Raw genomic sequence first — 22539 nt, 5'->3', positions numbered from 1 at the left:
TGAACATCGCGTGAACACGGGCTTTCCCCACGCGCCAGCAGGGGCTATGTTTGCGCCATGAACGAGTACGACGAATTTGACGCCTTCGAGGCGGCTTCACGCCCATCCGTGCCGCTGTCACAGCGTGCGATGGGCATGCGGCCTGCACCCTATCTGGACGGGCTGAACGCCGCGCAGCGCGAGGCGGTCGAGGTGCTGGACGGGCCTGTCTTGCTGCTGGCTGGCGCAGGCACGGGCAAGACCCGCGCCCTGACCACGCGCATCGCGCATCTGCTGACCTTGGGCAAGGCGCGGCCGGGGCAGATCCTGGCCGTGACCTTCACCAACAAGGCCGCGCGCGAGATGAAGGACCGCATCGGCCGCCTGTTGGGCGAGATGGTCGAGGGCATGCCCTGGTTGGGCACGTTCCATAGCGTCAGCGTCAAGATCCTGCGCCGCCATGCCGAACTGGTGGGCGATGCCACCCTGCATCTGAAGCCCAGCTTCACCATTCTGGACACCGACGACCAGATTCGGCTGCTGAAGCAATTGATTCAGGCCGAAAACCTTGACGAAAAGCGCTGGCCTGCGCGGCAGCTGGCCGGGCTGATCGACGGCTGGAAGAACCGCTGCCTGACCCCCGTGAACCTGCCCAAGGGCGAGGATCGCGCCTTTGACGGCTGGGGCGGGCGGCTTTACGCGGCCTATCAGCGCCGGCTGCTGGAACTGAACGCCGTCGATTTCGGCGATCTGTTGATGCATTGCGTCACCATCTTTCAGGCGCATCCCGATGTACTGCAGGCGTGGCAGGACCGCTTCCGCTACATCCTTGTCGACGAATATCAGGATACCAACGTCGCCCAATATATGTGGCTGCGGCTGCTGGCGAAGGCGCATCGCAATATCTGCTGCGTCGGCGACGACGACCAGTCGATTTATGGCTGGCGCGGGGCCGAGGTCGGAAACATCCTGCGGTTCGAGACCGACTTCCCCGGCGCACGGGTGATCCGGCTTGAGCAGAATTACCGCTCGACCGCGCATATCCTTGCCGCCGCCTCGGGCCTGATCGCGGCGAACAAGGGGCGCTTGGGCAAGACGCTTTGGACCGAGGCAGATGGCGGTGAACCCGTCCGCCTGATCGGCCATTGGGACAGCGAGGCCGAGGCACGCTGGATCGGCGAGGAAATCGAATCCTTCCAGGGCGGGCATCGCCATTCCATTGGCCGCCACAACCTGAACGACATGGCTATCCTTGTCCGCGCCTCGCATCAGATGCGGGCCTTTGAGGATCGTTTCATGACCATCGGCCTGCCTTACCGGGTCATTGGTGGCCCGCGCTTCTATGAGCGGCAGGAAATCCGCGACGCCATGGCCTATTTCCGGCTGGCGGTCAGCCCGACCGACGATCTGGCCTTTGAGCGTATCGTGAACGTCCCGAAACGCGGCCTTGGCGACAAGGCCGTACAGACCGTCCAGCGCGAGGCCCGCGACCGTGGTCTGTCGCTGCTGGAGGGCGCGGTATCCGCTGTCGCCACCGGTGCGCTTGGCGGCAAGGGCGGGGCGGCCCTGCGGCAGTTCACCGAAGGCATGGGGCGCTGGCACGCTGATGCCATCGACAGCACCCGCAGCCATGTCGAACTGGCCGAGCGGATTCTGGACGAATCCGGCTATACGACCATGTGGCAGAACGACAAGTCGCCGGATGCTCCGGGGCGGCTCGACAACTTGAAAGAGTTGATCAAGGCGCTGGAAGAGTTCGAAAATCTTCAGGGTTTTCTGGAGCACGTCGCGCTGGTCATGGACAATGACAAGTCCGAGCAGACCGATCAGGTCAGCATCATGACGCTGCATGCCGCCAAGGGGTTGGAATATCCCATCGTCTTCCTGCCGGGATGGGAGGACGGATTGTTCCCCAGCCAGCGCAGCATGGATGAAAGCGGCATGAAGGGCCTCGAAGAGGAACGGCGGCTGGCCTATGTCGGCATCACGCGGGGCGAGGAACTGGTCACGATCACCTTTGCCGGCAACCGTCGCCTGTACGGGCAATGGCAGTCCTCCATGCCCTCGCGTTTCATCGACGAATTGCCCGAAGAACATGTCGAGGTGCTGACGCCCCCCGGACTTTACGGCGGTGGCTATGGTGCGGCGGCGCAGCCCTTCGCGCAATCCTCGATGCATGACCGCGCGGCCAAGGCCGATGTCTATAATTCTCCGGGCTGGAAGCGCATGCAGGACCGCAGCGCCACCCGTCCGGCGGTCACGCCGCGCGCCGCGCCCATCACCATCGATGCCACGCCCGCCACCAGCTATGCGGTGGGCGACCGGGTCTTCCACCAGAAGTTCGGCAATGGCACCATCATGGGCATTGCCGAGGATACGCTGACCATCCAGTTCCCGACCGGTTTCAAGACCATCAAGGCGGGCTATGTGCAGCCCGCATCAGCAGGCGGCAATCTGGACGACGTTCCGTTCTGAGAACCGAAAACCGGGATCATGCGTTGGGATCTGCCATGATGGGAGTTCCCGAAATGCTTGATATCCAGATCGACGAAAAGCGGAACGTGATCCTTGCCCGCCCGGAGGGGCCGCTGCCGGCTTCGGACTTCGAGGGGCTGGGCAAGACCATCGACGATTACATCGCCCAGCATAAGCGCATGCCGGGGCTGGTCGTGCTGCCCAAGGGCGTCCCCCATTGGGAAGGGTTGGCCGCCCTGCGCGCGCATTTCGACGTGGTGCGCAAGCATGCCGCCATCCTGCCGCGGGTGGCGGTGGTGACCGATGCGATGGGGCTGTCCTTCATGCCCGGCATCGCCAATGTCTTTGTCCGCGCCCGGCTGCGCCATTTCGACGTGAAGGATCAGGACAAGGCCATCACCTGGGCCGGCTCGACCGAGGTCGAGCCCGAGGGCTACCGGATGCTGGCCGGCTTCCCCGACAATGTCATCGCGCTTGAGGCTTTGGGCGAGGTCACCTCGCGGGACTATGAGGACGTGCTGATCCCCTTGGTCCGTGACAAGGAAAAGGCGCATGGCAAGCTGCGGCTGGTCATGGTGCTGGGGCCGGATTTCGACGGCTACAGCGCCGGGGCGATCTGGGACGATGCGCGGCTGGGTCTGACGCATTGGCGCAGCTTTGAGCGGGTGGCGCTGGTCACCGATATCGGCTGGATCACGCGCTCGGTGAAGCTGTTTGCGCCGCTGATGCCGGGCGAGGTCGCGGTCTTTCCCGGCAGCGGGCTGGAGGCCGCCAAGGTCTGGATCAGTGCTGAGGGTGCTTGACCGCCCGCAAGCGGCGGCTTATCTGGCCCTTGCGCGGATGGCCGGATGACCGCGGCGAGCAATCGTCGAGGAAAGTCCGGACTCCATGAAGGCACGGTGCCGGGTAACGCCCGGCGGGGGCAACCCCAGGGAAAGCGCCACAGAGAACAGACCGCCCATGCATGCATGGGTAAGGGTGAAACGGTGGGGTAAGAGCCCACCGCGGGACTGGTAACAGGACCGGCAAGGCAAGCCCCACCGGGAGCAATGCCGAATAGGGACCGCGTGTCGCAAGACAGGGCTGCTTTCGCCCCAGCAGGTCCGGGTTGGCAGCTAGATCCCGTCAGCAATGGCGGGGCCAGAGGAATGGTCATCGAAGGGGGCAACCCCGGAACAAGATCCGGCTTACAGGCCGTCCGCGCGTTTTGATCCGTCTTGAGTCAGTATGGTTTTGTCCCCTTTACATGGTGGAGGGGTGCGCAGCCATTTCGCGTTTTAATGTGGGTTGTTGCGCTTGCCGGCGAACGCCGACGATTCCCCTGTTTGCGATGTCGAGAGGCAGGGCCAGCCGGGAATCACCCTTTGGCATGTCTGGCGACATCCGGCTCATCTGTGCGGTAGGGTGGCATCACTGGGCTGAGCGACGCCCCGAGGGTCGAATACGTTTACCGCCGGGGCTTTCCGGGTGGTTTTCCGGGGAAACCGCGGCTTTCGACCTGATTCCCCGTTGACTTCGACGCCCCGACGGATAAAAGGCGGGCTCCAAGAGATTCCACGGGGTTTGCTATACGCGTTTTGCCCCACAGCAGGAGCGAAGCAAATGGCGAAGCCGACGACGATCAAGATCCGCCTGAACTCCTCGGCCGGGACGGGGCACTTCTACGTCACCAAGAAGAACGCCCGCACGATGACCGAGAAAATGACGGTTAACAAATATGACCCGGTTGTGCGCAAGCACGTCGAGTACAAGGAAGGCAAGATCAAGTAAGATCTGCCGATCCGTGACGATCAAGCAGGACCGCGCCCCGAAAGGGACGCGGTCTTTGCGATTCTGGCCCCTAGATTAGTGAAAATCGCGCGAACGGGGCAGAATACGGTGCTGGCGCGGATGGCCGGCGCGCAGTGCGGGCAGATCGCCACGCGGCTGCTGACCCGAGAGCCGCAGCAGCGCATCCGAGCGGTCGCCCAGCCATTCCGCCACCATGGGCCAGAGCACCAAGTTAGCGCTGCGGGTCTCACCCTCGGGCGTGATGAACCAGACACCCTTGGCGCAGCCGGGGCCTAGCGGATCAGCACAATTCCGGCCATGCGCAGCGGGACGCCATTCGAAACCCCGGCAAGTTCGCTTGCACGGACTTAACCCTGCCGGATCATACTGCAGTGCAGGAAGGGCATGGGATGGGCCTTTAGCGAAAGACGCAGTGTCTGGTAATCGGTCGGCTACATGTTCGCAAAGCGGTATGGCGGGCGGGGTGATCTCGCCCTCATCCTCTTTCTGAAACAGCGGCAGGTCAGGCGCATCGCGCAGCGCGCGGGCTTGCTACAGCGCCCCGCCCCGATCGAGTTCCATCGAGCGCATAGCATACGCGACCGCGATCTGGCGGATGGAGCGGGCATCCCAGCCGTACCCGCGGGCCTGAATATCGGCCAGATCGGCAAAAGCCGCGTTCCGCGCCGTCACCAGCCGCGTCGCTTGTGCCCGCGGCATCCCGTCCACCTACCGCAGCCCCAACCGCAGGTGAAGAGCGACCCCGCAAGGCTCCAGCAGGTTGTCCAAGTCGCTGAAATTCACATCCACCGGCAGTACCCTGACGCCATGCTCGCGGTCGTCGCGCACGATCTGGGCCGGGGCATAGAAGCCCATCGACTGGCTGTTCAACAGTGCCGCCGCAAAGGCTCCGGGTAATGGCAGTGCAGCCAGACCGAGACATAGACCAGAGGCGCGAAGACCGCCGCATGGCCTTCGGAAAAGCCGTATTCTCCGAAACCCTTGATCTGGTCGAAGCAGCAGTGTGTGATTCCGGCTGGTTAACCGCGTTCTACCACGCGCCCGACCATCAGGCTCTCCAGCTCGCCAATGGTGCCGCGCGACCGGAGCGTGGCCATGGCCTTGCGTAGCATGTTCGCCTCGACTGGGGAAAAACGCGCGGCGAGCATGACGATCTTCATCGCTTGATGCTGAAAGATCGGCATACCCAATGGGCGGCCAAAATCTTTCGCCGTTCGTCCGGCGCACCATCACGGGGCGGGGGCATTTGCTCCGCCTGATCCCGTGATGATCATTCTGACCTGAAGCCCCGGCATTCTTTGCATCCTCCCCCGAAGGTCATTTCACCGGGCAGGAAAAAACCTAGCGTTCTGAGTATGCAACTCAATAACGCTAGGTATCGCGAGAACATGCAGCCTAAATTTTTACAGATTCAGGCGCAGTGAGTTTTAGAACGGGATCTCATCGTCGAAATCCGGGCGCCCGCCAGCGGGTTGGCCGCCCGAGGACTGGCCGCCGCGGCCACCGCCGGAATAGCCGCCGCCCGAGGACCCACCCTCATAGCCACCACCGTAACCGCCGCCGCCGCCATAGCTGTCGTCACGACCGCCACCGCCGCCCGCGCCGCCGCGGCCGTCCAGCATGGTCAATTCGCTGCGGAAGGGGCGCAGGGCCACTTCGGTCGAATAGCGGTCATTGCCTTGCTGGTCCTGCCATTTGCGGGTTTCCAACTGGCCCTCGACATAGATCTTGGAGCCCTTTTTCAGGAACTGCTCGGCCACGCGGACCAGCGGCTCGGAGTAAATGGCGACGGTGTGCCATTCGGTGCGCTCCTTGCGCTCGCCGGTATTGCGGTCCTTCCAGGTCTCGGACGTGGCGATGCGCAGGTTGGCGACCTTGCCCCCGCTGGGGAAACTACGGATTTCGGGGTCTTGACCCAGATTGCCGATCAGGATCACCTTGTTGACGCTGCCTGCCATGCAAACGGTCCTTTGTCTTTGTATGTCTCGTTTCCGCTGGTTTACCGCTTCTTGCCCCGTGGCGGCAAGGGGAATGCCGGTCATGTCCGCTGTGTCGCAGGGGACATGATTTGGGCGGGAATCTGCCGATATCGAGTGTGATCGGCCCTTAGTCAAAACAGGCTTGCAGCGTTTTGCCTGCTTTGCGCTATACTGCCACGCAAAAAACCAATGTCGGCATGAGGGACGAGAGATGCTTTTACCTGCACGCGCCCGGCTGCGTTCTCTGGGCCATGCGGTGCTGGCCCTGACTTTGGGGTGCAGCCTTGCGGTACCGGCCTCGGCCGAAGGGCTGCGGCTTCAGAAAAGCGGCAAGTCGCGGATCGCCCAGTTCGAGCGCCAGACCCGCCTGATGGATTCCCGGCTTTCCGGCCAATATCAGCAATCGTCCCGGCTCAAGCCCGCCGGGACATCGTCGAAAAGCGTGGTGGACATCGCTTTGCCCACCGCGATCCCGGCCTATCGCGGCAGCCGCCGCAGCGAATATCTGCCCCATGCCCGTGCCATGGCGCGCAAGCATGGCGTGCCCGAGGATCTGTTCCTGCGCCTGGTCCAGCAGGAATCCGGATGGAACCCCTCGGCGCGGTCGCATAAGGGCGCGCAGGGGCTGGCGCAGCTGATGCCCGGCACGGCGGCCAAGCTGGGTGTGAACCCCAACGATCCCAAGCAAAATCTGGAAGGTGGCGCGCGCTACCTGCGGATGATGTACAATACCTTCGGCAGCTGGAAGCTGGCTCTGGCGGCCTATAATGCCGGGCCGGGGGCAGTGGCGAAATATGGCGGCGTGCCGCCCTATCGCGAGACGACGAATTACGTCCGCATCATCCACGGCAGCTGAAATCAGACAAAATGGGCCGCTGGCAATGCCGCGGCCCTTTTCCATTCCGCCTCAGAAGGTCGAGGGAATCACCCGGCTGTATTTCGTCCCGGCGATCGATGCCCCGGCCATCAGCCCGGATTGGCCAAAGATCATGGCGACGACCGGTTGCTGGGCGGTGATGGTATCGGCGCCAAGCGCCAACCCGCGTGAGGGCAGGGCGTAATAGGCATCCGCCTCGGCCACCCAGCCGGGGGCGCTGCGGAAATCGGCCAGCGCCGCATCGGTCTGGAAGATCAGCACATGCGCATATTGCTGCGCGCCGATCTGGAAGCCGACGCTGGCCTGCGTGGCTGAATAGTAATCCACCGTCGCATTGTTGATGCGCAGCGCACCCTGGCCGTAAGCGCCGCCGAAGCCGAAGCCCGCCTCGGTCATCAGGGGCATGTACAGCACGCCCTTTGCATTCTCGATCATGGGCGCGGCACCCGGATAATTTTGCAGCAGGAAGTTGCGCGTGGCATCCACCCGCGCGTCCAGCCGCCCCTCGGCATCCTGCCCGACCGCATTCGAGCAGGCCGCCAGTCCCAGCGCGGCCCCGCCAAGCAGCAGCATGTTGCGCCGGCTTAGCCCGTTGATGGATTTCATACTTCCCTCATCCCTTTGATCGACGGTTGACCCGCCCGTTAGGCGCGGATGATAGGGGCAATCCGCCCCTCATGCCAGCATTTCAGCGACCTGCGGCGCGTAATAGGTCAGGATGCCGTCGCAGCCCGCGCGGCGGAAGGACAGCAGGCTTTCGGCCACCACATCGCGCTTGAGCCAGCCGTTGCGGATCGCCCCCTCCAGCATCGCGTATTCGCCGCTGACCTGATAGGCATAGGTCGGCGCGGCGAACTGGTCCTTCACCATCCGGCAGATGTCCAGATAGGGCAGGCCGGGCTTGACCATGACCATGTCCGCCCCCTCGGCCAGATCGCGGGCGACGCAGCGCATGGCCTCTTCGCGGTTCGCCGGGTTGATCTGGTAGGTCTTCTTGTCGCCGACCAGCCGCCCCGAGGCCCCCACGGCGTCGCGGAAGGGGCCATAGAAGCCGCTGGCATATTTCGCCGCATAAGACAGGATCGCCACGTCCTTGTGGCCCGCACCCTCAAGCGCCAGGCGCAGCGCACCGATGCGCCCGTCCATCATGTCCGAGGGGCCAAGGATATCCGCCCCGGATTCCGCCTGTACCAGCGCCATGCGCACCAGCGCCTCGACGGTTTCGTCGTTCAGGATCACCCCGTCGCGGACCAGCCCGTCATGGCCATTGGCATTATAGGGGTCCAGTGCGATATCGGTCATCACCGCCAGATCGGGCGCAACCTCCTTGATCGCGCGGATGGCGCGGTTGCCGATATTGTCCGGGTCCCAGGCGCGCTCGCAGGCTTCGGTTTTCAGGTCGGGATCGGAATGGGGAAAGATGCAGATGGCCGGGATGTTCAGCCGCATCGCGGTTTCTGCCGCCCGCTTCGCGCCGTCCAGCGTCAGCCGGTCCACACCCGGCATCGAGGGGATCTCGCCCTCGCCGCCAGCGATCTCGGTCACGAAGATCGGCCAGATCAGGTTGCCGGGGGTCAGGGTGGTTTCGGTCGTCATGGCGCGCAGTGCGGGCGTGCGACGCAGGCGGCGCAGGCGGGCGGCCGGGAAGGGGGCGACGATCGGGTTGGCGGACATGGCAGCACTTTCCTGACGAGGCACCCGGCAGGGCGGGCGCAATTCCGGCCCCGAAACTGCACCCTCAGTTGCAGAGGCGCAACCCCTGCCGCCGGACCGTCTCACTTCCCGGTTTTCCTTTGTGCAACCCGCGATTAGGGTCCGGGCGATGTCTCAGGAGACGACATGACCTTGACCGAAGGAATCCTTGCCCTTCTCGACAGCAGATCCTTTGGGTCGATCTGGTTCTGGCTGCTGCTGGCGCTGGTCTGGTCGCTGGCGGCGCGCAAGGTCGTGGGCGTGCCCTATGATGTCGTCCAGCAGGTGCGCCGGATGCCGCAGGATGCGAATGACGATGCCGCCGCGTTCCAGCTGCTCGACTGGCTGTCGCTGACCCTGCCGCGCTGGCGGCTGGCCGGGGTCGAGGGCGTGCTGATGCTGTTCGTCGCGACCTTCGCCTTCAGCGCGCTGTTCCTGCTGGGCTTTGTCTATGGGCTGGAGATGGCGCAGGCGCTGGTCCTGCTGATCCTGCCCTTTGTCGCGCTGTTCCCGGTTGAACTGAGGCTGGCCCGGAAGCTGACCCCGCTGGTCGAGGCGGCAGGCGCAGGCGAGCTGTCCGTGGACGAGGCCGCCCGCCGCGCCGCCCGCCTGATGCGCAGGCATCGGGCCGGGGTCACGGTGGTTTCCATCCTTGTCGTGGTGATTACCACCTATCGCGGCGCGCTGTGGTTTCTGGCCCATCCTTTCGGCTTCTGACGCGCGCCGCTTGACTTCACCGGCGGTGGCTTTACCTCAGCAACCATGTCCGACCATCTGATCCTTTCCGGCGCCCCCGAGGGGCTAGATGCCGCGCTGATCCTGCGCGAGCTTTCCCGTGGCCAGCCGGTGATCCATATCGCCCGCGACGACCGGCGCATGGCCGCGATGCGGGCGGCACTGGCTTTTTACGATCCCAAGGCGCTCGTGCTGGATTTCCCGGCATGGGACACGACGCCCTATGACCGGGTCTCGCCCGCGCCCGGCGTGATGGCCGCGCGCATGGCGGTGCTGACTGCTTTGGCGCATCAGGCGCTGAAGGGGCCGTTCGTGCTGCTGACGACGCTGTCGGCGGCGATGCAGCGCGTCCCCCCGCGCGAGGCACTGCGCGAGGCTAGCTTCGCGGCCTCGGTCGGCAGCCGTCTGGATGAGGGGGCTTTGCGCGCCTTCCTGACGCGGATGGGTTTCTCGCAATCCCCGACCGTGACCGAACCCGGCGATTTTGCCGTCCGGGGCGGGATCATCGACATCTATCCGCCGGGGGATTCCGGTCCGATCCGGCTGGACATGTTCGGGGACGTGCTGGAAAGCGCCCGCCGCTTCGACGCCGAGACCCAGCGATCCACCGAAAAGCTGGACCATGTCGAACTGGCCGCCATGTCCGAGGTGATCCTGGACGAAGCGGCGATCACCCGGTTCCGCCAAAACTACCGGGCCGAATATGGCGGCGGCGCGAATGACCCGCTGTATGAGGGGATCAGCGCCGGTCGCAAGATGGCCGGGATGGAGCATTGGCTGCCTTGGTTCCATGAACGTATGGACAGCCTGTTTTCCTATCTGCCCGACGCCTCGGTGGTGACTGACGATCATATCGAACAGGTCCGCGATGCGCGCTGGCACACCATTGGCGAACAGTTCGACGCCCGCCGCGAGGCGCTCAAGCGCAAGGGTGGCACGGACAATGTCTATCGTCCGGTGCCGCCCGAACTGATGTTCCCCGATGAGGTCGAGTGGAAATCCTGGCTTTCAGCGCATCGCACGCTGAAACTGTCGGTCCTGCACCAGCCGCCGGGACCGGGCGTTCTGGATGCGGGCGGGCGGGTCGGCCGTAATTTCGCGCCCGAGCGTCAAGCAGAAAAAGGCGATCTGTTCAAGGCATTGGCCGATCATGTTCGAAGCCTTCAAGCCTCGCGCCGGGTGGTGATCGCCAGCTTCTCGGAAGGCGCGCGCGAGCGTCTGGCCGGGCTGATCGCCGATGAGGGGATCAAGGGCGCCAAAAATATCGACACCATGCGCGACCTGCCCGATCAGCCGGGCAGCTTGGGGCTGGCGGTCTGGCCGCTGGACGAAGGCTTCGTTTCGGACGGGCAGGCGACGGGGCCTTTGGCGGTCATCTCGGAACAGGACGTGCTTGGCGACCGGCTGATCCGGGGCGCGAAAAAGCGCCGCAAGGCCGAGAATTTCCTGCGCGACACCCAGACCCTGTCCCCCGGCGATCTGGTTGTTCACGTGGAACATGGCATCGGGCGCTATACCGGCCTTGAAACCGTCATGGCGCTGAAGGTCCCGCATGATTGCGTGGCGCTGGAATATGCGGGCGGTGACCGGCTGTATCTGCCGGTCGAGAATATCGAGCTGCTCAGCCGCTATGGCCACGAAGAAGGCATGTTGGACAAGCTGGGCGGTGGCGCCTGGCAGGCCCGCAAGGCCCGGCTGAAAGAGCGCATCAAGCTGATCGCCGACAAGCTGATGCGCGTCGCCGCCGAACGCCTGCTGCGTCCCGCCCCGGTGCTGGAACCCGAGCATCACGAGATCGAGGGCTTTGCCGCCCGCTTCCCCTATGCCGAGACCGACGATCAGGCCACTGCCATCGCCGATGTGGCCGAGGATCTGGCCGCCGGCCGCCCGATGGACCGGCTGGTCGTGGGCGATGTGGGCTTTGGCAAGACCGAGGTGGCCATGCGCGCGGCCTTTATCGCCGCTTCGCAGGGGCGTCAGGTCGCGGTCGTCGCGCCGACGACGCTGCTGGCGCGTCAACATTTCCGCACCTTCGCCGACCGCTTCCGTGGCACCGCGATCAATGTCCGGCCCTTGTCGCGCTTCGTTTCCGCCAAGGACGCGACCGAGACCCGCAAGGGGCTGGCGGAGGGCACCGTCGATATCGTCGTCGGCACCCATGCCGTGCTGGCGAAACAGGTGCGCTTCAAGAATCTGGGCCTGCTGATCGTCGATGAGGAACAGCATTTCGGCGTCGGTCACAAGGAACGCCTGAAGGAGTTGCGCAGCGACATCCACGTGCTGACCCTGACCGCGACGCCGATTCCGCGCACATTGCAACTGTCACTGACCGGGGTGCGCGATCTGTCGATCATCGGGACGCCACCGGTGGACCGTCTGGCGATCCGCACCTATGTCAGCGAATTCGACAGCGTCACCATCCGCGAGGCGTTACTGCGCGAGAAATATCGCGGCGGGCAAAGCTTCTTTGTCGTGCCGCGCCTGACCGACCTGCCCGAGATCGAGGATTGGCTGAAAGAGCATGTCCCCGAGGTCAGCTATATCGTCGCGCATGGACAGTTGGCGGCGGGCGATCTGGATCAGCGGATGAACGCCTTTTACGACCGGGGCGCGGATGTTCTGGTGGCGACAAGCATCGTGGAATCGGGGCTGGATATTCCAACCGCGAACACGATGGTTGTGTGGCGGGCCGACATGTTCGGCCTGTCGCAGCTTTACCAGATCCGGGGACGGGTCGGGCGGTCCAAGACGCGGGCCTATTGCTATCTGACGACCAAACCGCGTGTGCCTTTGACCCCGCAGGCGATGCGGCGGCTGAAATTCCTTGGTGCCATCGACAGTCTGGGTGCGGGCTTCAATCTGGCCTCGCAGGATCTGGACCTGCGCGGGGCAGGGAACCTGCTGGGTGAGGAACAGTCGGGCCATATCAAGGAAGTCGGCTTTGAACTGTACCAGCAGATGCTGGAAGAAACGATCGCCAAGCTGAAATCCGGCGAGATCGAGGGCACGCCCGAGGATGAATGGGCACCGCAGCTGAACCTTGGCGTGCCGGTGACGATCCCGGAAAGCTATATCCCCGATCTGGACGTGCGGCTGGGGCTGTATCGCCGTCTGGCCGAGCTGACCACCAAGGTCGAACTCGAGGGCTTTGCCGCCGAGTTGATCGACCGCTTCGGCCCGCTGCCGCGCGAGGTGAACACGCTGCTGCTGGTCATCCGCATCAAGGCGATGGCGAAACGGGCGAATATCTCGAAACTGGACGCGGGTCCCAAGGGCGTGACCATCCAGTTCCACGGCGACAAATTCCCCAATCCCGCCGGTCTGGTCGAGTTTATCCACGACCAGAAGGGGCAGGCCAAGGTCACCGACAACAAGATCGTGGTGCTGCGCGACTGGCCGACGGATGCCGATCGGATCAAGGGGTCATTCGCCGTGGCGAAGGATCTGGCCGCGAAGATCAAGGAAGGCCGGGCGAAGAAATGAGCCCCGCGACGGGAGGTTCCGCAATGCAGGCGCTCATCATCATCGACATGCAGATGGAAATGCAGCACCGGATCGAGAGCGGGCTGGATCATGTGAACCCAATGGCGGGGAAACACATCGCCGCGCTTGCGGCTGCTTTTCGCGGCACCGGACTGCCCGTCATCCATGTCCGCCATCAAGAGGCCGAGCCGGCTTCGGCCTTTCATCCGGATGGACCGGGTTTCCCGCCCATGGCCTGCGCCGAGGCTAAAGGCCATGAGGCCGTTTTCATCAAGCGCACCTCATCGGCCTTTGCCTCGACCGATCTCGCCGCATATCTGGCGGCGCATCGGATAACCGATCTGGTCGTGGCAGGCGCGATTGCGGGGTTTTGTGTGAACTCGACCGTCCGGGCAGGGGCGGATCTGGGATTTCGCATGACGGTGGCAAGGGATGCCGTCATCGGCTTTGCGTTACCTGCCGCCAATCTTTCCGCCCAAACGATCTTTGACGTCACCATGGCCCATCTGGAGGCCGATTTTGCGCGGCTTGCGGATACGTCGACGCTGCTGGGCGAGGTTGCCCTGTCGGCGAAGACCGAGGCCGATTGCGCATGAAAAAAGGGCGGTGCTGATGCGCCGCCCCTTTGGATCATATTGTGCCGATCAATCTGCGGTCAGCAGCGGCGGCTTTGATTTGCTGATACGCGGGGCTTCCGGGCCGGTGATGTCGAAGACGGGCTTGTCGTCCTCGATCCGGACGCGGACCACGCCGCCTTTGGTCAGGCGGCCGAACAGCAATTCCTCGGCCAGCGGTTTCTTGATCGTTTCCTGAATGACCCGGCCAAGCGGACGCGCGCCCATCTTGTCGTCGTAACCCTTCTCGGCGAGCCAATGCGCGGCCTCGTCGGTCAGTTCGATATGGACGCCGCGGTCGATCAGCTGCGCTTCCAGTTGCAGGACGAACTTCTCGACCACCTGCACGATGATATCGCGCGACAGCGGAGCGAAGCTGATCACCGCATCCAGACGGTTGCGGAATTCCGGCGTGAAGGTGCGCTCGATGGCGGCGGTATCCTCGCCCTCGCGGCGGTCGCGACCAAAGCCGAAGGCGGCTTTTGCCTGATCGGCAGCGCCTGCGTTCGAGGTCATGATCAGGATCACGTTGCGGAAATCGACCTGGCGACCGTTATGGTCGGTCAGTTTCCCGTTATCCATCACCTGCAGCAGGATGTTGTAGACATCCGGGTGGGCCTTTTCGATCTCATCCAGCAACAGCACGCAATGCGGATGCTGGTCCACGCCGTCGGTCAGCAGCCCGCCCTGATCGAAGCCGACATAGCCCGGAGGCGCGCCGATCAGCCGCGAGACCGCATGTTTCTCCATGTATTCCGACATGTCGAAGCGCAGCAGTTCCACGCCAAGGGTCGAGGCCAGTTGCTTGGCCACCTCGGTCTTGCCGACGCCAGTCGGGCCCGCGAACAGATAGTTGCCGATGGGCTTTTCGGGTTCGCGCAAACCGGCACGGGCCAGCTTGATCGAGGAAGACAGCGCCGAGATTGCTACGTCCTGACCAAAGACCAGCCGTTTCAGCGTGGCTTCCAGATCCTTCAGCACCGCCGCATCGTCCTTGGAGACGCTTTTCGGGGGAATGCGGGCGATCTTGGCCACGACGGCCTCGATCTCTTTCGGGCCGATGGTCTTGCGGCGTTTGCTTTCGGCGACCAGATGCTGGGCGGCACCGGCTTCGTCGATCACGTCGATGGCCTTGTCGGGCAGCTTGCGATCATGGATGTAGCGCGCCGACAGTTCCACCGCCATGCGGATCGCGTCATTGGTGTAGCGCAGGTCGTGGTGCTTTTCGAAGCTGGGTTTCAGCCCCATCAGGATCTTGATCGTGTCGGGCACGGTCGGCTCGTTCACGTCGATCTTTTGGAAGCGACGGGAAAGGGCGCGATCCTTTTCGAAATGCTGACGGAATTCCTTATAAGTGGTCGAACCCATGCAGCGCAGCTTGCCGCCCGACAGTGCCGGTTTCAGCAGGTTCGAGGCATCCATCGCCCCGCCCGAGGTCGCGCCAGCCCCGATCACCGTGTGGATCTCGTCGATGAACAGGATAGCGTCGGGGTGGTCCTCAAGCTCTTTGACCACGGCTTTCAGGCGTTCCTCGAAGTCGCCGCGATAGCGGGTCCCGGCCAGCAACGCGCCCATGTCGAGCGAGAAGATGGTGGAACCTGCCAGCACGTCGGGGGTCTCGCCCCGCGTGATCTTCAGCGCCAGACCCTCGGCGATGGCGGTCTTGCCCACACCGGGATCGCCCACCAGCAGCGGGTTGTTCTTGCGGCGGCGGCAGAGGACCTGAATGCAGCGCTCGACCTCATCGGCGCGGCCGATCAGCGGGTCGACATCGCCCTTGGAGGCCTTCTTGTTCAGGTTGACGCAGTATTTCGCCAGCGCGGATTCGTCCTTGGCGGGGGGCGTCTCGTTTTGGGTTTCCTCACCGGGCTGGTCCGAGCCCTGCACGGTGCGGTTTTCGGAGTAGGACGGATTTTTCGCCACGCCATGCGCGATGAAATTGACCGCGTCGTAACGGGTCATGTCCAGTTCCTGCAGGAAGAAGGCGGCGTTCGATTCCCGCTCGGCGAAGATGGCGACAAGGACATTGGCCCCGGTCACTTCAGTCCGGCCCGAGGACTGGACATGGATTGCGGCGCGCTGGATCACCCGCTGGAAGGCAGCGGTGGGGACGGCTTCCGAGCCCTCGACATCGGTAATCAGCGTCGAAAGATCGTCCTCGATGAATTCAACCAGCATGCGGCGCAATTCGTCCAGATCGACGTTGCAGGCCCGCATTACCTTGACTGCATCGGGTTCCTCGGTCAGCGCAAGCAACAGATGCTCGAGCGTGGCGAGTTCATGGCGATGCTCATTGGCCAAGGCCAGCGCGGAATGGATTGCCTGTTCCAAAGTGTTCGAAAAGGACGGCACGATTCAGCTCCTGTCAGTCGGCTGGCGGTATGGGCCGCAAGGGGGCGGTCCACCTGACCAGACTGTCACGATACAATTAAGTTTTGGCGGAATCTCGCGCAATTCAAGCGGTATTTGCCTTGCCTGATGCCGAAACTCCGACGGTTGAATGAGATGTGATTGCCGCATGCCGGAATTTCAAGCAGCCCCTCTGCGCGGACGACAATCATTGGACGGGGGCAGGGGGATGGCATAAATCTCTTGCTGCGCTGCGGCGATAGCCTCAGAACCTGTCCTTTCGTGCGCGAAGTTCAGCAAAAACAGCGGCATCGCCGACATCGGCCATACCCAGAGGGTGACGCAATTCTGCAACGCGGAGAAACGGATTGGTCGCGCGTTCGTCATCCAGCGTCGCCGGGGCACAGGGACGTCTGCCCGCTGCGGTGTCATCAAGGCGTTGCCTCAATGCATCATTGTCCGGATCGACCGAAAGGGCGAATTTGCCATTGCCCAGACAGTAGTCATGGCCCGAGAAGATCAGCGTTTCTCCGGGGAGTGCGTTCAGCCGCGACAGGCTGTCCCACATCATCTGCGGCGTGCCCTCGAACAGGCGTCCGCAGCCAAGCGCCATCAGGCTGTCGGCGGTGAACGCCATGCGTGAAGCGGGCAGGTGAAAGGCTACATGGCCGATGGTATGGCCCGAGACGTCGATGACCTGAGCCTGCTCGCCACAGATCGAAATGGTCTCACCGGGGCGGGCCGCGATGTCCAGTGGCGGCAGCCGTGCGGCGTCCAGCGCGTTGCCCGCGACCTTGGCACCGGTTGCGGCGACGATCTCGGGGACGGCCTGAATGTGGTCGGCGTGGTGATGGGTCAGGGCGATCAGATCCAGCGTCCAGCCCCGTGCTGCCAGCTCATGCAGGATGGGGGCGGCCTCGGGTGCGTCGATCAGGGCGGTCTGGCCGTTGCCGTGCAGCAGCCACGCATAATTGTCAGTCAGGCAGCGGACTGGGACCAGTTCCAGCGGCATTGGCAAATCCTTCGCTTTGCCGCAGTCTGGCCCGAGCTGACGAGAGGCGCAATGCATCACGACGTGATCGAGCTGCGGAAATTCTACTACAACCGGGCGCTGGGGCGCGTGGTGCAAAAGGTGCTGCGAGACCGGCTGACCCAGCTTTGGCCGCCCGACAAGACCGCAGGCATGACGCTGGCCGGATACGGCTTTGCCGCGCCGATGCAGCGCCCCTATCTGGGCCGGTCGCGGCGGGTGATCAGCCTGATGCCGGGGCCGCAGGGGGTCATGGCATGGCCGCCAGGCATGCCCAATTGCGCGGTCCTGTGCGAGGAAACTGCATGGCCGCTGGATACCGGCAGCGTCGACCGGCTGATCCTGCTGCATGCACTTGAGACCGCCGACCATTCGCAGGCCGTGCTGGCCGAGGCGTGGCGGGTGCTGGGGCCCGGCGGACGGATGCTGGTCATGGCGACGAACCGGACCGGGCTTTGGGCGCGATCCGATGCGACGCCATTCGGGTTTGGCCGCAGCTATACGGTCGGCCAGCTTGAGGCATTGGGGCGCAGCGCGGGTTTTGTTGCCGAGACGACGGGAGCGGCGCTGTATATCCCGCCCTCGGACCGCCGCTTCTGGTTGCGCAGCGCCCAGATGTGGGAGCGCATGGGCAGCCGCGTCAGTCAGGTTCTGGTCGCAGGCGTGGTGCTGGGCGAGTTCAGCAAGCAGATGCAGGCCCCCATCGGTCGGCTGCGTCGCCTGACGGTGCCCAGCCCGCTGGACCTGCTTGAAGGGATCGCGCGCCCCAAACCCGCCGGCAGCGGCAAGATCGCGCGGGGGCGCGGCGAGCCGTCGCACCTGCATCGCGCAGCTGTCCCCGAGGCCGGAAAACCCGGTTCCACAGACCGTTAGCGCAATCCTCCAACTCATTGTCGCCGCGTTATCCAACGAAGGGCGCAAACCCTCGCAATTCCGTGTTCAATGCGGTTGCGGCACGGGAAAGCACCTGCTAATGACGCGGCAGATTTTTCGGGATACTTGCGGCCGGGCACGGCCTAAGGAGCCCTTTGACCCGCGCTCCGTGACTGACCTGCCCAAGCCAAGGGTAGGCCCGCCAGCGGAGCTTGCGCAAACCGGAAGGATGACCGTGGCCAATTCCGCTTCGATTTCCGCTGATATCGCCGGGCGTTATGCACAGGCCCTTTTCGATCTGGTGAAGGATTCGGGTCTTGACGCCCTGTCCACGCAAATCGACAGCCTGGCTGCCGCCCTTGACGAAAGCGCGGATCTTCGTGACCTGACCGTCTCGCCTTTGTATGGCCGCAACGCGCAGGAGTCCGCGATTGCCGCGCTGGCCGAGCGCATGGGCCTGTCGGTCGAGCTGACCAACACGCTGCGTCTGCTGGCAAAGAACCGCCGGCTGTTCACGCTGCCCCAATTCATCGCCAAGCTGCGCGGCCTGATTGCCGATGCGCGTGGCGAGATGACCGCCGATGTGGTCAGTGCAACTGAGCTGACCGAAGAACAGAAGACCCGCCTGGCCGATACTCTGGCCAGCAAATCGGGCAAGAAAATCAAACTGAATGCGCGCGTCGATGAGACTCTCATCGGCGGCATGATCGTTAAACTGGGCTCGAAGATGATCGACAGCTCGATCCGCTCGAAGCTCGCCTCCCTCCAGAATGCTATGAAAGAGGTCGGATAATGGGAATCCAGGCAGCCGAAATCTCGGCCATCCTCAAGGATCAGATCAAGAATTTCGGTCAGGACGCCGAGGTGGCCGAGGTCGGGCAGGTGCTGTCCGTCGGTGACGGTATCGCCCGCGTCTACGGCCTGGACAAAGTCCAAGCCGGCGAAATGGTCGAATTCCCGGGTGGCATCCGCGGCATGGTGCTGAACCTTGAAACCGACAACGTCGGCATCGTGATCTTCGGCGACGACCGTTCGATCAAGGAAGGCGACACCGTCAAGCGCACCGGCGCCATCGTGGAAGTCCCCGCCGGCAAGGGCCTGCTGGGCCGCGTTGTCGACGCTCTGGGCAACCCGATCGACGGCAAAGGCCCGCTCGAGAACGTCGAGCGCCGTATCGCCGACGTGAAGGCCCCCGGCATCATGCCGCGCAAATCGGTGCACGAGCCGATGGCGACCGGCCTGAAATCCGTCGACGCCATGATCCCCGTTGGCCGCGGCCAGCGCGAGCTGATCATCGGCGACCGTCAGACCGGCAAGACCGCGATCGCGCTCGACACCATTCTGAACCAGCAGAACTACAACGGCCGCGAAGCCGATGGCATGAAGACGCTGCACTGCATCTACGTCGCCGTGGGTCAGAAGCGCTCGACCGTTGCCCAGCTGGTGAAGAAACTGGAAGAAACCGGTGCGATGGCCTACACGACCGTCGTCGCCGCGACCGCTTCGGACCCGGCTCCGATGCAGTACCTGGCGCCCTATTCGGCGACCGCCATGGGTGAATACTTCCGCGACAACGGCATGGACGCCCTGATCATCTATGATGACCTGTCCAAGCAAGCCGTTGCCTACCGTCAGATGTCGCTGCTGCTGCGCCGTCCGCCGGGGCGTGAAGCCTATCCGGGCGACGTTTTCTATCTGCACTCGCGCCTGCTCGAGCGTTCGGCCAAGCTGAACGACGCGAATGGCAATGGCTCGCTGACGGCTCTGCCGATCATCGAAACCCAAGCCGGTGACGTTTCCGCCTATATCCCGACCAACGTGATCTCGATCACCGACGGCCAGATCTTCCTGGAAACGGAACTGTTCTTCCAGGGCATCCGCCCGGCCGTGAACACCGGTCTGTCGGTGTCGCGCGTTGGCTCGGCCGCTCAGACCAAGGCGATGAAATCGGTCGCAGGTCCGGTCAAGCTGGAACTGGCCCAGTATCGCGAAATGGCTGCTTTTGCTCAGTTCGGCTCGGACCTCGACGCCGCGACTCAGAAGCTGCTGAACCGTGGTGCGCGCCTGACCGAGCTGATGAAACAGCCGCAATACTCGCCGCTGACCAACGCCGAGATCGTGATCGTCATCTATGCCGGCACCAAAGGCTATATCGATGCCGTCCCGGTCAAGGACGTGACGAAGTGGGAGCAGGGCCTGATCCAGTTCCTGCGCAACCAGAAAGCCGATCTGCTTGATGACATGACCCGGAACGACCGCAAGATTGCGGGCGAACTGGAAGCATCGATCAAGGCAGCGCTGGACGGTTACGCCAAGACCTACGCCTGAGGGAGGGATAGATGCCCAGCCTCAAGGACCTAAAGAACCGGATCGGCAGCGTTAAGAACACGCGCAAGATCACCAAGGCGATGCAAATGGTCGCCGCCGCTAAACTGCGCCGTGCGCAGGAAGCGGCGGAAGCCGCGCGTCCCTATGCTGACCGGATGGCCGCTGTCATGGCCGGGTTGACTGCTTCGGCAGCCGGCTCGGACATGGCGCCGCGCCTGCTGGCGGGAACCGGCGAAGATCGCCGGCACCTGCTGGTGGTGCTGACCTCGGAGCGCGGGCTTGCGGGCGGGTTCAACTCGTCCATCGTCAAGCTTGCGCGCCTGCGCCTGGCCGAGCTGCGCTCGCAGGGCAAAGAGGTGACCATCCTGACCGTGGGCAAGAAGGGCCGCGAACAGCTGAAACGCGATTTCGGCGATCTGTTCGTGCATCACGTCGATCTCAGCGAGGTCAAGCGCATCGGTTACGACAATGCGCGCGGCATCGCGGATGAGATCCTCGACCGCTTCGAAGCAGGCAGCTTCGACGTGGCCACGCTGTTCTACAACCGGTTTGAATCCGTCATCAGCCAGATTCCGACTGCCCGGCAGGTCATCCCCGCCGTGATCGAAGAAACGTCCGAGGCCGGTGCCTCGTCGCTCTACGACTACGAGCCGGATGAGAACGCGATCCTGAACGACCTGCTGCCCCGTTCGGTGGCCACGCAGGTCTTTGCGGCGCTTCTGGAAAACGCGGCGTCCGAGCAGGGCGCACGGATGAGCGCCATGGACAACGCCACGCGCAACGCCGGCGACATGATCGATCGCCTGACCACCGAGTATAACCGCTCGCGTCAGGCTGCGATCACCAAGGAACTGATTGAAATCATCTCGGGCGCCGAGGCGCTCTGACACGTAGGGGTATAACATGGCAGAGGCCAAAGGAAAAATCACGCAGGTGATCGGCGCCGTCGTGGACGTACAGTTCGACGGCCAACTTCCCGCGATTCTGAACGCTCTTGAGACCGAGAACAACGGCAAGCGTCTGGTTCTGGAAGTCGCACAGCATCTGGGCGAAAACACTGTCCGCACCATCGCCATGGACGCGACTGAAGGTCTGGTCCGTGGTCTGCCGGTCGCCGACCTGGGCGAGCCGATCATGGTTCCGGTGGGCGACGTCACGCTGGGCCGCATCCTGAACGTCGTCGGCGAGCCCGTTGACGAAGGTGCGCCGCTGACCGTCACCGACAAGCGCGCGATCCACCAGCCGGCTCCGGACTTCGCTTCGCAGGCGACCGCTTCGGAAATCCTGGTCACCGGCATCAAGGTCATCGACCTGCTGGCGCCCTATTCCAAAGGCGGCAAGATCGGCCTGTTCGGCGGCGCCGGCGTGGGCAAGACCGTTCTGATCATGGAACTGATCAACAACATCGCGAAAGTGCACTCGGGTTACTCGGTGTTCGCGGGCGTTGGTGAACGGACCCGTGAAGGCAACGACCTGTATCACGAGATGGTTGAATCGGGCGTTATCGTTCCCGACAACCTGTCGGAATCGAAAGTGGCGCTGGTCTATGGCCAGATGAACGAGCCGCCGGGAGCCCGTATGCGCGTCGCGCTGACCGGTCTGACGCTGGCCGAACAGTTCCGCGATGCCTCGGGCACCGACGTTCTGTTCTTCGTCGACAACATCTTCCGCTTCACCCAAGCTGGTTCGGAAGTGTCGGCACTGCTGGGCCGTATCCCGTCCGCCGTGGGTTACCAGCCGACGCTGGCCACCGACATGGGCGCGATGCAGGAACGTATCACCTCGACCAAGAACGGCTCGATCACCTCGATCCAGGCCGTCTACGTCCCGGCCGATGACCTTACCGACCCGGCTCCGGCCACGACCTTCGCCCACCTCGACGCCACGACCGTTCTGTCGCGCGCGATCTCGGAACTGGGCATCTACCCGGCCGTGGACCCGCTGGACTCGAACTCGCGTATTCTCGACCCGGCAGTTGTCGGCGAAGATCACTACAACGTCGCGCGTGCCGTTCAGGGCATCCTGCAGAAATACAAGTCGCTGCAGGACATCATCGCCATTCTCGGCATGGACGAACTGTCGGAAGAAGACAAACTGACGGTGACCCGCGCCCGGAAAATCCAGCGCTTCCTGTCGCAGCCCTTCGACGTGGCGAAAGTCTTCACCGGTTCGGACGGCGTCCAGGTTCCGCTGGAAGACACGATCAAGTCGTTCAAGGCGGTTGTTGCCGGTGAATACGACCACCTGCCGGAAGCGGCCTTCTACATGGTCGGCGGCATCGAGGAAGTGAAAGCCAAGGCGCAGCGTCTCGCCGCTGACGCGGCGTAAGGGGGC

Annotated in this window: 21 protein-coding genes and 1 other RNA gene; 13 read left to right on the top strand and 9 right to left on the bottom strand. The window is 63.6% G+C overall.

The genetic code is table 11. The features are described 5' to 3' along the window. Positions 1-57 precede the first annotated feature (57 nt). The 4 genes from IB235_RS08140 to rpmG all read left to right on the top strand — a co-directional run bounded on the left by IB235_RS08140 (position 58) and on the right by rpmG (position 4224). Positions 58-2454: an ATP-dependent helicase gene (locus IB235_RS08140; protein ID WP_192336331.1), complete on the top strand. Its 2397-nt coding sequence runs from the start codon at positions 58-60 to the stop codon at positions 2452-2454. A 53-nt stretch (positions 2455-2507) separates the two neighbouring features. Further along, on the top strand, positions 2508-3257 hold the full coding sequence (locus IB235_RS08135) for an STAS/SEC14 domain-containing protein (protein WP_192336330.1): 750 nt from the start codon (positions 2508-2510) through the stop codon (positions 3255-3257). A 33-nt stretch (positions 3258-3290) separates the two neighbouring features. Beyond that, an RNA gene (gene rnpB / locus IB235_RS08130) (RNase P RNA component class A) lies at positions 3291-3660 on the top strand. Positions 3661-4056: 396 nt separating this feature from the next. Continuing rightward, entirely contained in the window at positions 4057-4224 is a 168-nt protein-coding gene (gene rpmG, locus IB235_RS08125; RefSeq protein WP_101752137.1) for a 50S ribosomal protein L33, read from the top strand. Positions 4225-4299: 75 nt separating this feature from the next. Here the strand turns inward: rpmG and IB235_RS25045 are convergent, their stop codons facing one another. From IB235_RS25045 to ssb, 5 genes are all read right to left on the bottom strand, one after another. Then, the gene (locus IB235_RS25045) at positions 4300-4455 is read right to left on the bottom strand and encodes a hypothetical protein (RefSeq protein ID WP_225612113.1); all 156 of its coding nucleotides are present in this window, start codon (positions 4453-4455) and stop codon (positions 4300-4302) included. A 321-nt stretch (positions 4456-4776) separates the two neighbouring features. Next, complete coding sequence (locus IB235_RS25040; protein WP_225612112.1) at positions 4777-4944, bottom strand: hypothetical protein; 168 nt, start codon at positions 4942-4944, stop codon at positions 4777-4779. A 9-nt stretch (positions 4945-4953) separates the two neighbouring features. Continuing rightward, the gene (locus IB235_RS25035; protein ID WP_225612111.1) at positions 4954-5115 is read right to left on the bottom strand and encodes a hypothetical protein; all 162 of its coding nucleotides are present in this window, start codon (positions 5113-5115) and stop codon (positions 4954-4956) included. A 149-nt stretch (positions 5116-5264) separates the two neighbouring features. After that, the gene (locus IB235_RS25030; RefSeq protein WP_255524299.1) at positions 5265-5405 is read right to left on the bottom strand and encodes a hypothetical protein; all 141 of its coding nucleotides are present in this window, start codon (positions 5403-5405) and stop codon (positions 5265-5267) included. Between the two features lie 267 nt (positions 5406-5672). Continuing rightward, positions 5673-6203 carry a single-stranded DNA-binding protein gene (ssb, locus tag IB235_RS08115; protein ID WP_192336329.1) on the bottom strand — a complete coding sequence of 177 codons (531 nt, stop codon included), beginning with the start codon at positions 6201-6203 and terminating at the stop codon, positions 5673-5675. Positions 6204-6435: 232 nt separating this feature from the next. Between ssb and IB235_RS08110 the strand changes: the two genes are divergently transcribed. Next, on the top strand, positions 6436-7080 hold the full coding sequence (locus tag IB235_RS08110; protein WP_155039611.1) for a lytic transglycosylase domain-containing protein: 645 nt from the start codon (positions 6436-6438) through the stop codon (positions 7078-7080). A 51-nt stretch (positions 7081-7131) separates the two neighbouring features. Here the strand turns inward: IB235_RS08110 and IB235_RS08105 are convergent, their stop codons facing one another. After that, complete coding sequence (locus IB235_RS08105; RefSeq protein WP_155039610.1) at positions 7132-7707, bottom strand: YSC84-related protein; 576 nt, start codon at positions 7705-7707, stop codon at positions 7132-7134. A gap of 69 nt (positions 7708-7776) precedes the next feature. Then, positions 7777-8775: a porphobilinogen synthase gene (gene hemB, locus IB235_RS08100; RefSeq protein WP_155039609.1), complete on the bottom strand. Its 999-nt coding sequence runs from the start codon at positions 8773-8775 to the stop codon at positions 7777-7779. 165 nt (positions 8776-8940) lie between these two features. Here hemB and IB235_RS08095 point away from each other — a divergent pair, with 165 nt between their 5' ends. From IB235_RS08095 to IB235_RS08085, 3 genes are read left to right on the top strand one after another with little or no spacing between them, the layout of a single operon-like run. Continuing rightward, positions 8941-9510 (top strand): hypothetical protein, encoded by a 570-nt coding sequence (locus IB235_RS08095; RefSeq protein WP_192336328.1) that lies wholly within the window; start codon positions 8941-8943, stop codon positions 9508-9510. 45 nt (positions 9511-9555) lie between these two features. Next, positions 9556-13011, top strand: a complete 3456-nt coding sequence (gene mfd / locus IB235_RS08090; RefSeq protein ID WP_192336327.1) for a transcription-repair coupling factor — start codon at positions 9556-9558, stop codon at positions 13009-13011. Positions 13012-13034: 23 nt separating this feature from the next. Continuing rightward, positions 13035-13607: an isochorismatase family protein gene (locus tag IB235_RS08085; RefSeq protein WP_192336326.1), complete on the top strand. Its 573-nt coding sequence runs from the start codon at positions 13035-13037 to the stop codon at positions 13605-13607. Positions 13608-13655: 48 nt separating this feature from the next. On the opposite strand, the gene clpA is transcribed toward IB235_RS08085, so the two are convergent. Continuing rightward, entirely contained in the window at positions 13656-15977 is a 2322-nt protein-coding gene (gene clpA, locus IB235_RS08080) for an ATP-dependent Clp protease ATP-binding subunit ClpA (RefSeq protein ID WP_192336325.1), read from the bottom strand. 262 nt (positions 15978-16239) lie between these two features. Continuing rightward, entirely contained in the window at positions 16240-16986 is a 747-nt protein-coding gene (gene gloB, locus IB235_RS08075) for a hydroxyacylglutathione hydrolase (protein ID WP_192336324.1), read from the bottom strand. A gap of 51 nt (positions 16987-17037) precedes the next feature. Here gloB and IB235_RS08070 point away from each other — a divergent pair, with 51 nt between their 5' ends. The 5 genes from IB235_RS08070 (at position 17038) to atpD (ending at position 22533) form a co-directional block, all read left to right on the top strand. Then, positions 17038-17877 (top strand): class I SAM-dependent methyltransferase, encoded by an 840-nt coding sequence (locus tag IB235_RS08070; RefSeq protein WP_155039604.1) that lies wholly within the window; start codon positions 17038-17040, stop codon positions 17875-17877. A gap of 229 nt (positions 17878-18106) precedes the next feature. Next, positions 18107-18670: a F0F1 ATP synthase subunit delta gene (locus IB235_RS08065; protein WP_155039603.1), complete on the top strand. Its 564-nt coding sequence runs from the start codon at positions 18107-18109 to the stop codon at positions 18668-18670. Beyond that, on the top strand, positions 18670-20205 hold the full coding sequence (atpA, locus tag IB235_RS08060; RefSeq protein WP_155039602.1) for a F0F1 ATP synthase subunit alpha: 1536 nt from the start codon (positions 18670-18672) through the stop codon (positions 20203-20205). The genes IB235_RS08065 and atpA overlap by 1 nt, the downstream gene beginning before the upstream one ends. A gap of 11 nt (positions 20206-20216) precedes the next feature. Beyond that, a complete protein-coding gene (locus IB235_RS08055; protein ID WP_192336323.1) occupies positions 20217-21092 on the top strand; it encodes a F0F1 ATP synthase subunit gamma in 876 nt (291 codons plus the stop codon). A 16-nt stretch (positions 21093-21108) separates the two neighbouring features. Continuing rightward, entirely contained in the window at positions 21109-22533 is a 1425-nt protein-coding gene (atpD, locus tag IB235_RS08050; RefSeq protein WP_192336322.1) for a F0F1 ATP synthase subunit beta, read from the top strand. The last annotated feature ends 6 nt before the right edge of the window (positions 22534-22539 follow it).

Source organism: Paracoccus sp. PAR01 (genome assembly GCF_014851995.1).
GTDB classification, from domain to species: Bacteria; Pseudomonadota; Alphaproteobacteria; order Rhodobacterales; family Rhodobacteraceae; genus Paracoccus; species Paracoccus litorisediminis.
The sequence above is the reverse complement of the archived record's forward strand: the minus strand, read 5'-3'. Positions and strand labels throughout refer to the sequence as shown.

What these genes read in the sequence shown, in the direction of transcription:
- IB235_RS08110 (WP_155039611.1), top strand. Translation starts at nt 6,436, where the DNA reads ATGCTTTTACCTGCACGCGCCCGGCTGCGTTCTCTGGGCCATGCGGTG.
- gloB (WP_192336324.1), bottom strand. Translation starts at nt 16,986, where the DNA reads ATGCCGCTGGAACTGGTCCCAGTCCGCTGCCTGACTGACAATTATGCG.
- rpmG (WP_101752137.1), top strand. Translation starts at nt 4,057, where the DNA reads ATGGCGAAGCCGACGACGATCAAGATCCGCCTGAACTCCTCGGCCGGG.
- mfd (WP_192336327.1), top strand. Translation starts at nt 9,556, where the DNA reads ATGTCCGACCATCTGATCCTTTCCGGCGCCCCCGAGGGGCTAGATGCC.
- IB235_RS08070 (WP_155039604.1), top strand. Translation starts at nt 17,038, where the DNA reads ATGCATCACGACGTGATCGAGCTGCGGAAATTCTACTACAACCGGGCG.
- IB235_RS08105 (WP_155039610.1), bottom strand. Translation starts at nt 7,707, where the DNA reads ATGAAATCCATCAACGGGCTAAGCCGGCGCAACATGCTGCTGCTTGGC.
- hemB (WP_155039609.1), bottom strand. Translation starts at nt 8,775, where the DNA reads ATGTCCGCCAACCCGATCGTCGCCCCCTTCCCGGCCGCCCGCCTGCGC.
- IB235_RS08095 (WP_192336328.1), top strand. Translation starts at nt 8,941, where the DNA reads ATGACCTTGACCGAAGGAATCCTTGCCCTTCTCGACAGCAGATCCTTT.
- IB235_RS08085 (WP_192336326.1), top strand. Translation starts at nt 13,035, where the DNA reads ATGCAGGCGCTCATCATCATCGACATGCAGATGGAAATGCAGCACCGG.
- IB235_RS08135 (WP_192336330.1), top strand. Translation starts at nt 2,508, where the DNA reads ATGCTTGATATCCAGATCGACGAAAAGCGGAACGTGATCCTTGCCCGC.
- IB235_RS08140 (WP_192336331.1), top strand. Translation starts at nt 58, where the DNA reads ATGAACGAGTACGACGAATTTGACGCCTTCGAGGCGGCTTCACGCCCA.
- atpD (WP_192336322.1), top strand. Translation starts at nt 21,109, where the DNA reads ATGGCAGAGGCCAAAGGAAAAATCACGCAGGTGATCGGCGCCGTCGTG.
- IB235_RS08065 (WP_155039603.1), top strand. Translation starts at nt 18,107, where the DNA reads ATGACCGTGGCCAATTCCGCTTCGATTTCCGCTGATATCGCCGGGCGT.
- IB235_RS25040 (WP_225612112.1), bottom strand. Translation starts at nt 4,944, where the DNA reads ATGCCGCGGGCACAAGCGACGCGGCTGGTGACGGCGCGGAACGCGGCT.
- IB235_RS08055 (WP_192336323.1), top strand. Translation starts at nt 20,217, where the DNA reads ATGCCCAGCCTCAAGGACCTAAAGAACCGGATCGGCAGCGTTAAGAAC.
- IB235_RS25030 (WP_255524299.1), bottom strand. Translation starts at nt 5,405, where the DNA reads ATGAAGATCGTCATGCTCGCCGCGCGTTTTTCCCCAGTCGAGGCGAAC.
- ssb (WP_192336329.1), bottom strand. Translation starts at nt 6,203, where the DNA reads ATGGCAGGCAGCGTCAACAAGGTGATCCTGATCGGCAATCTGGGTCAA.
- atpA (WP_155039602.1), top strand. Translation starts at nt 18,670, where the DNA reads ATGGGAATCCAGGCAGCCGAAATCTCGGCCATCCTCAAGGATCAGATC.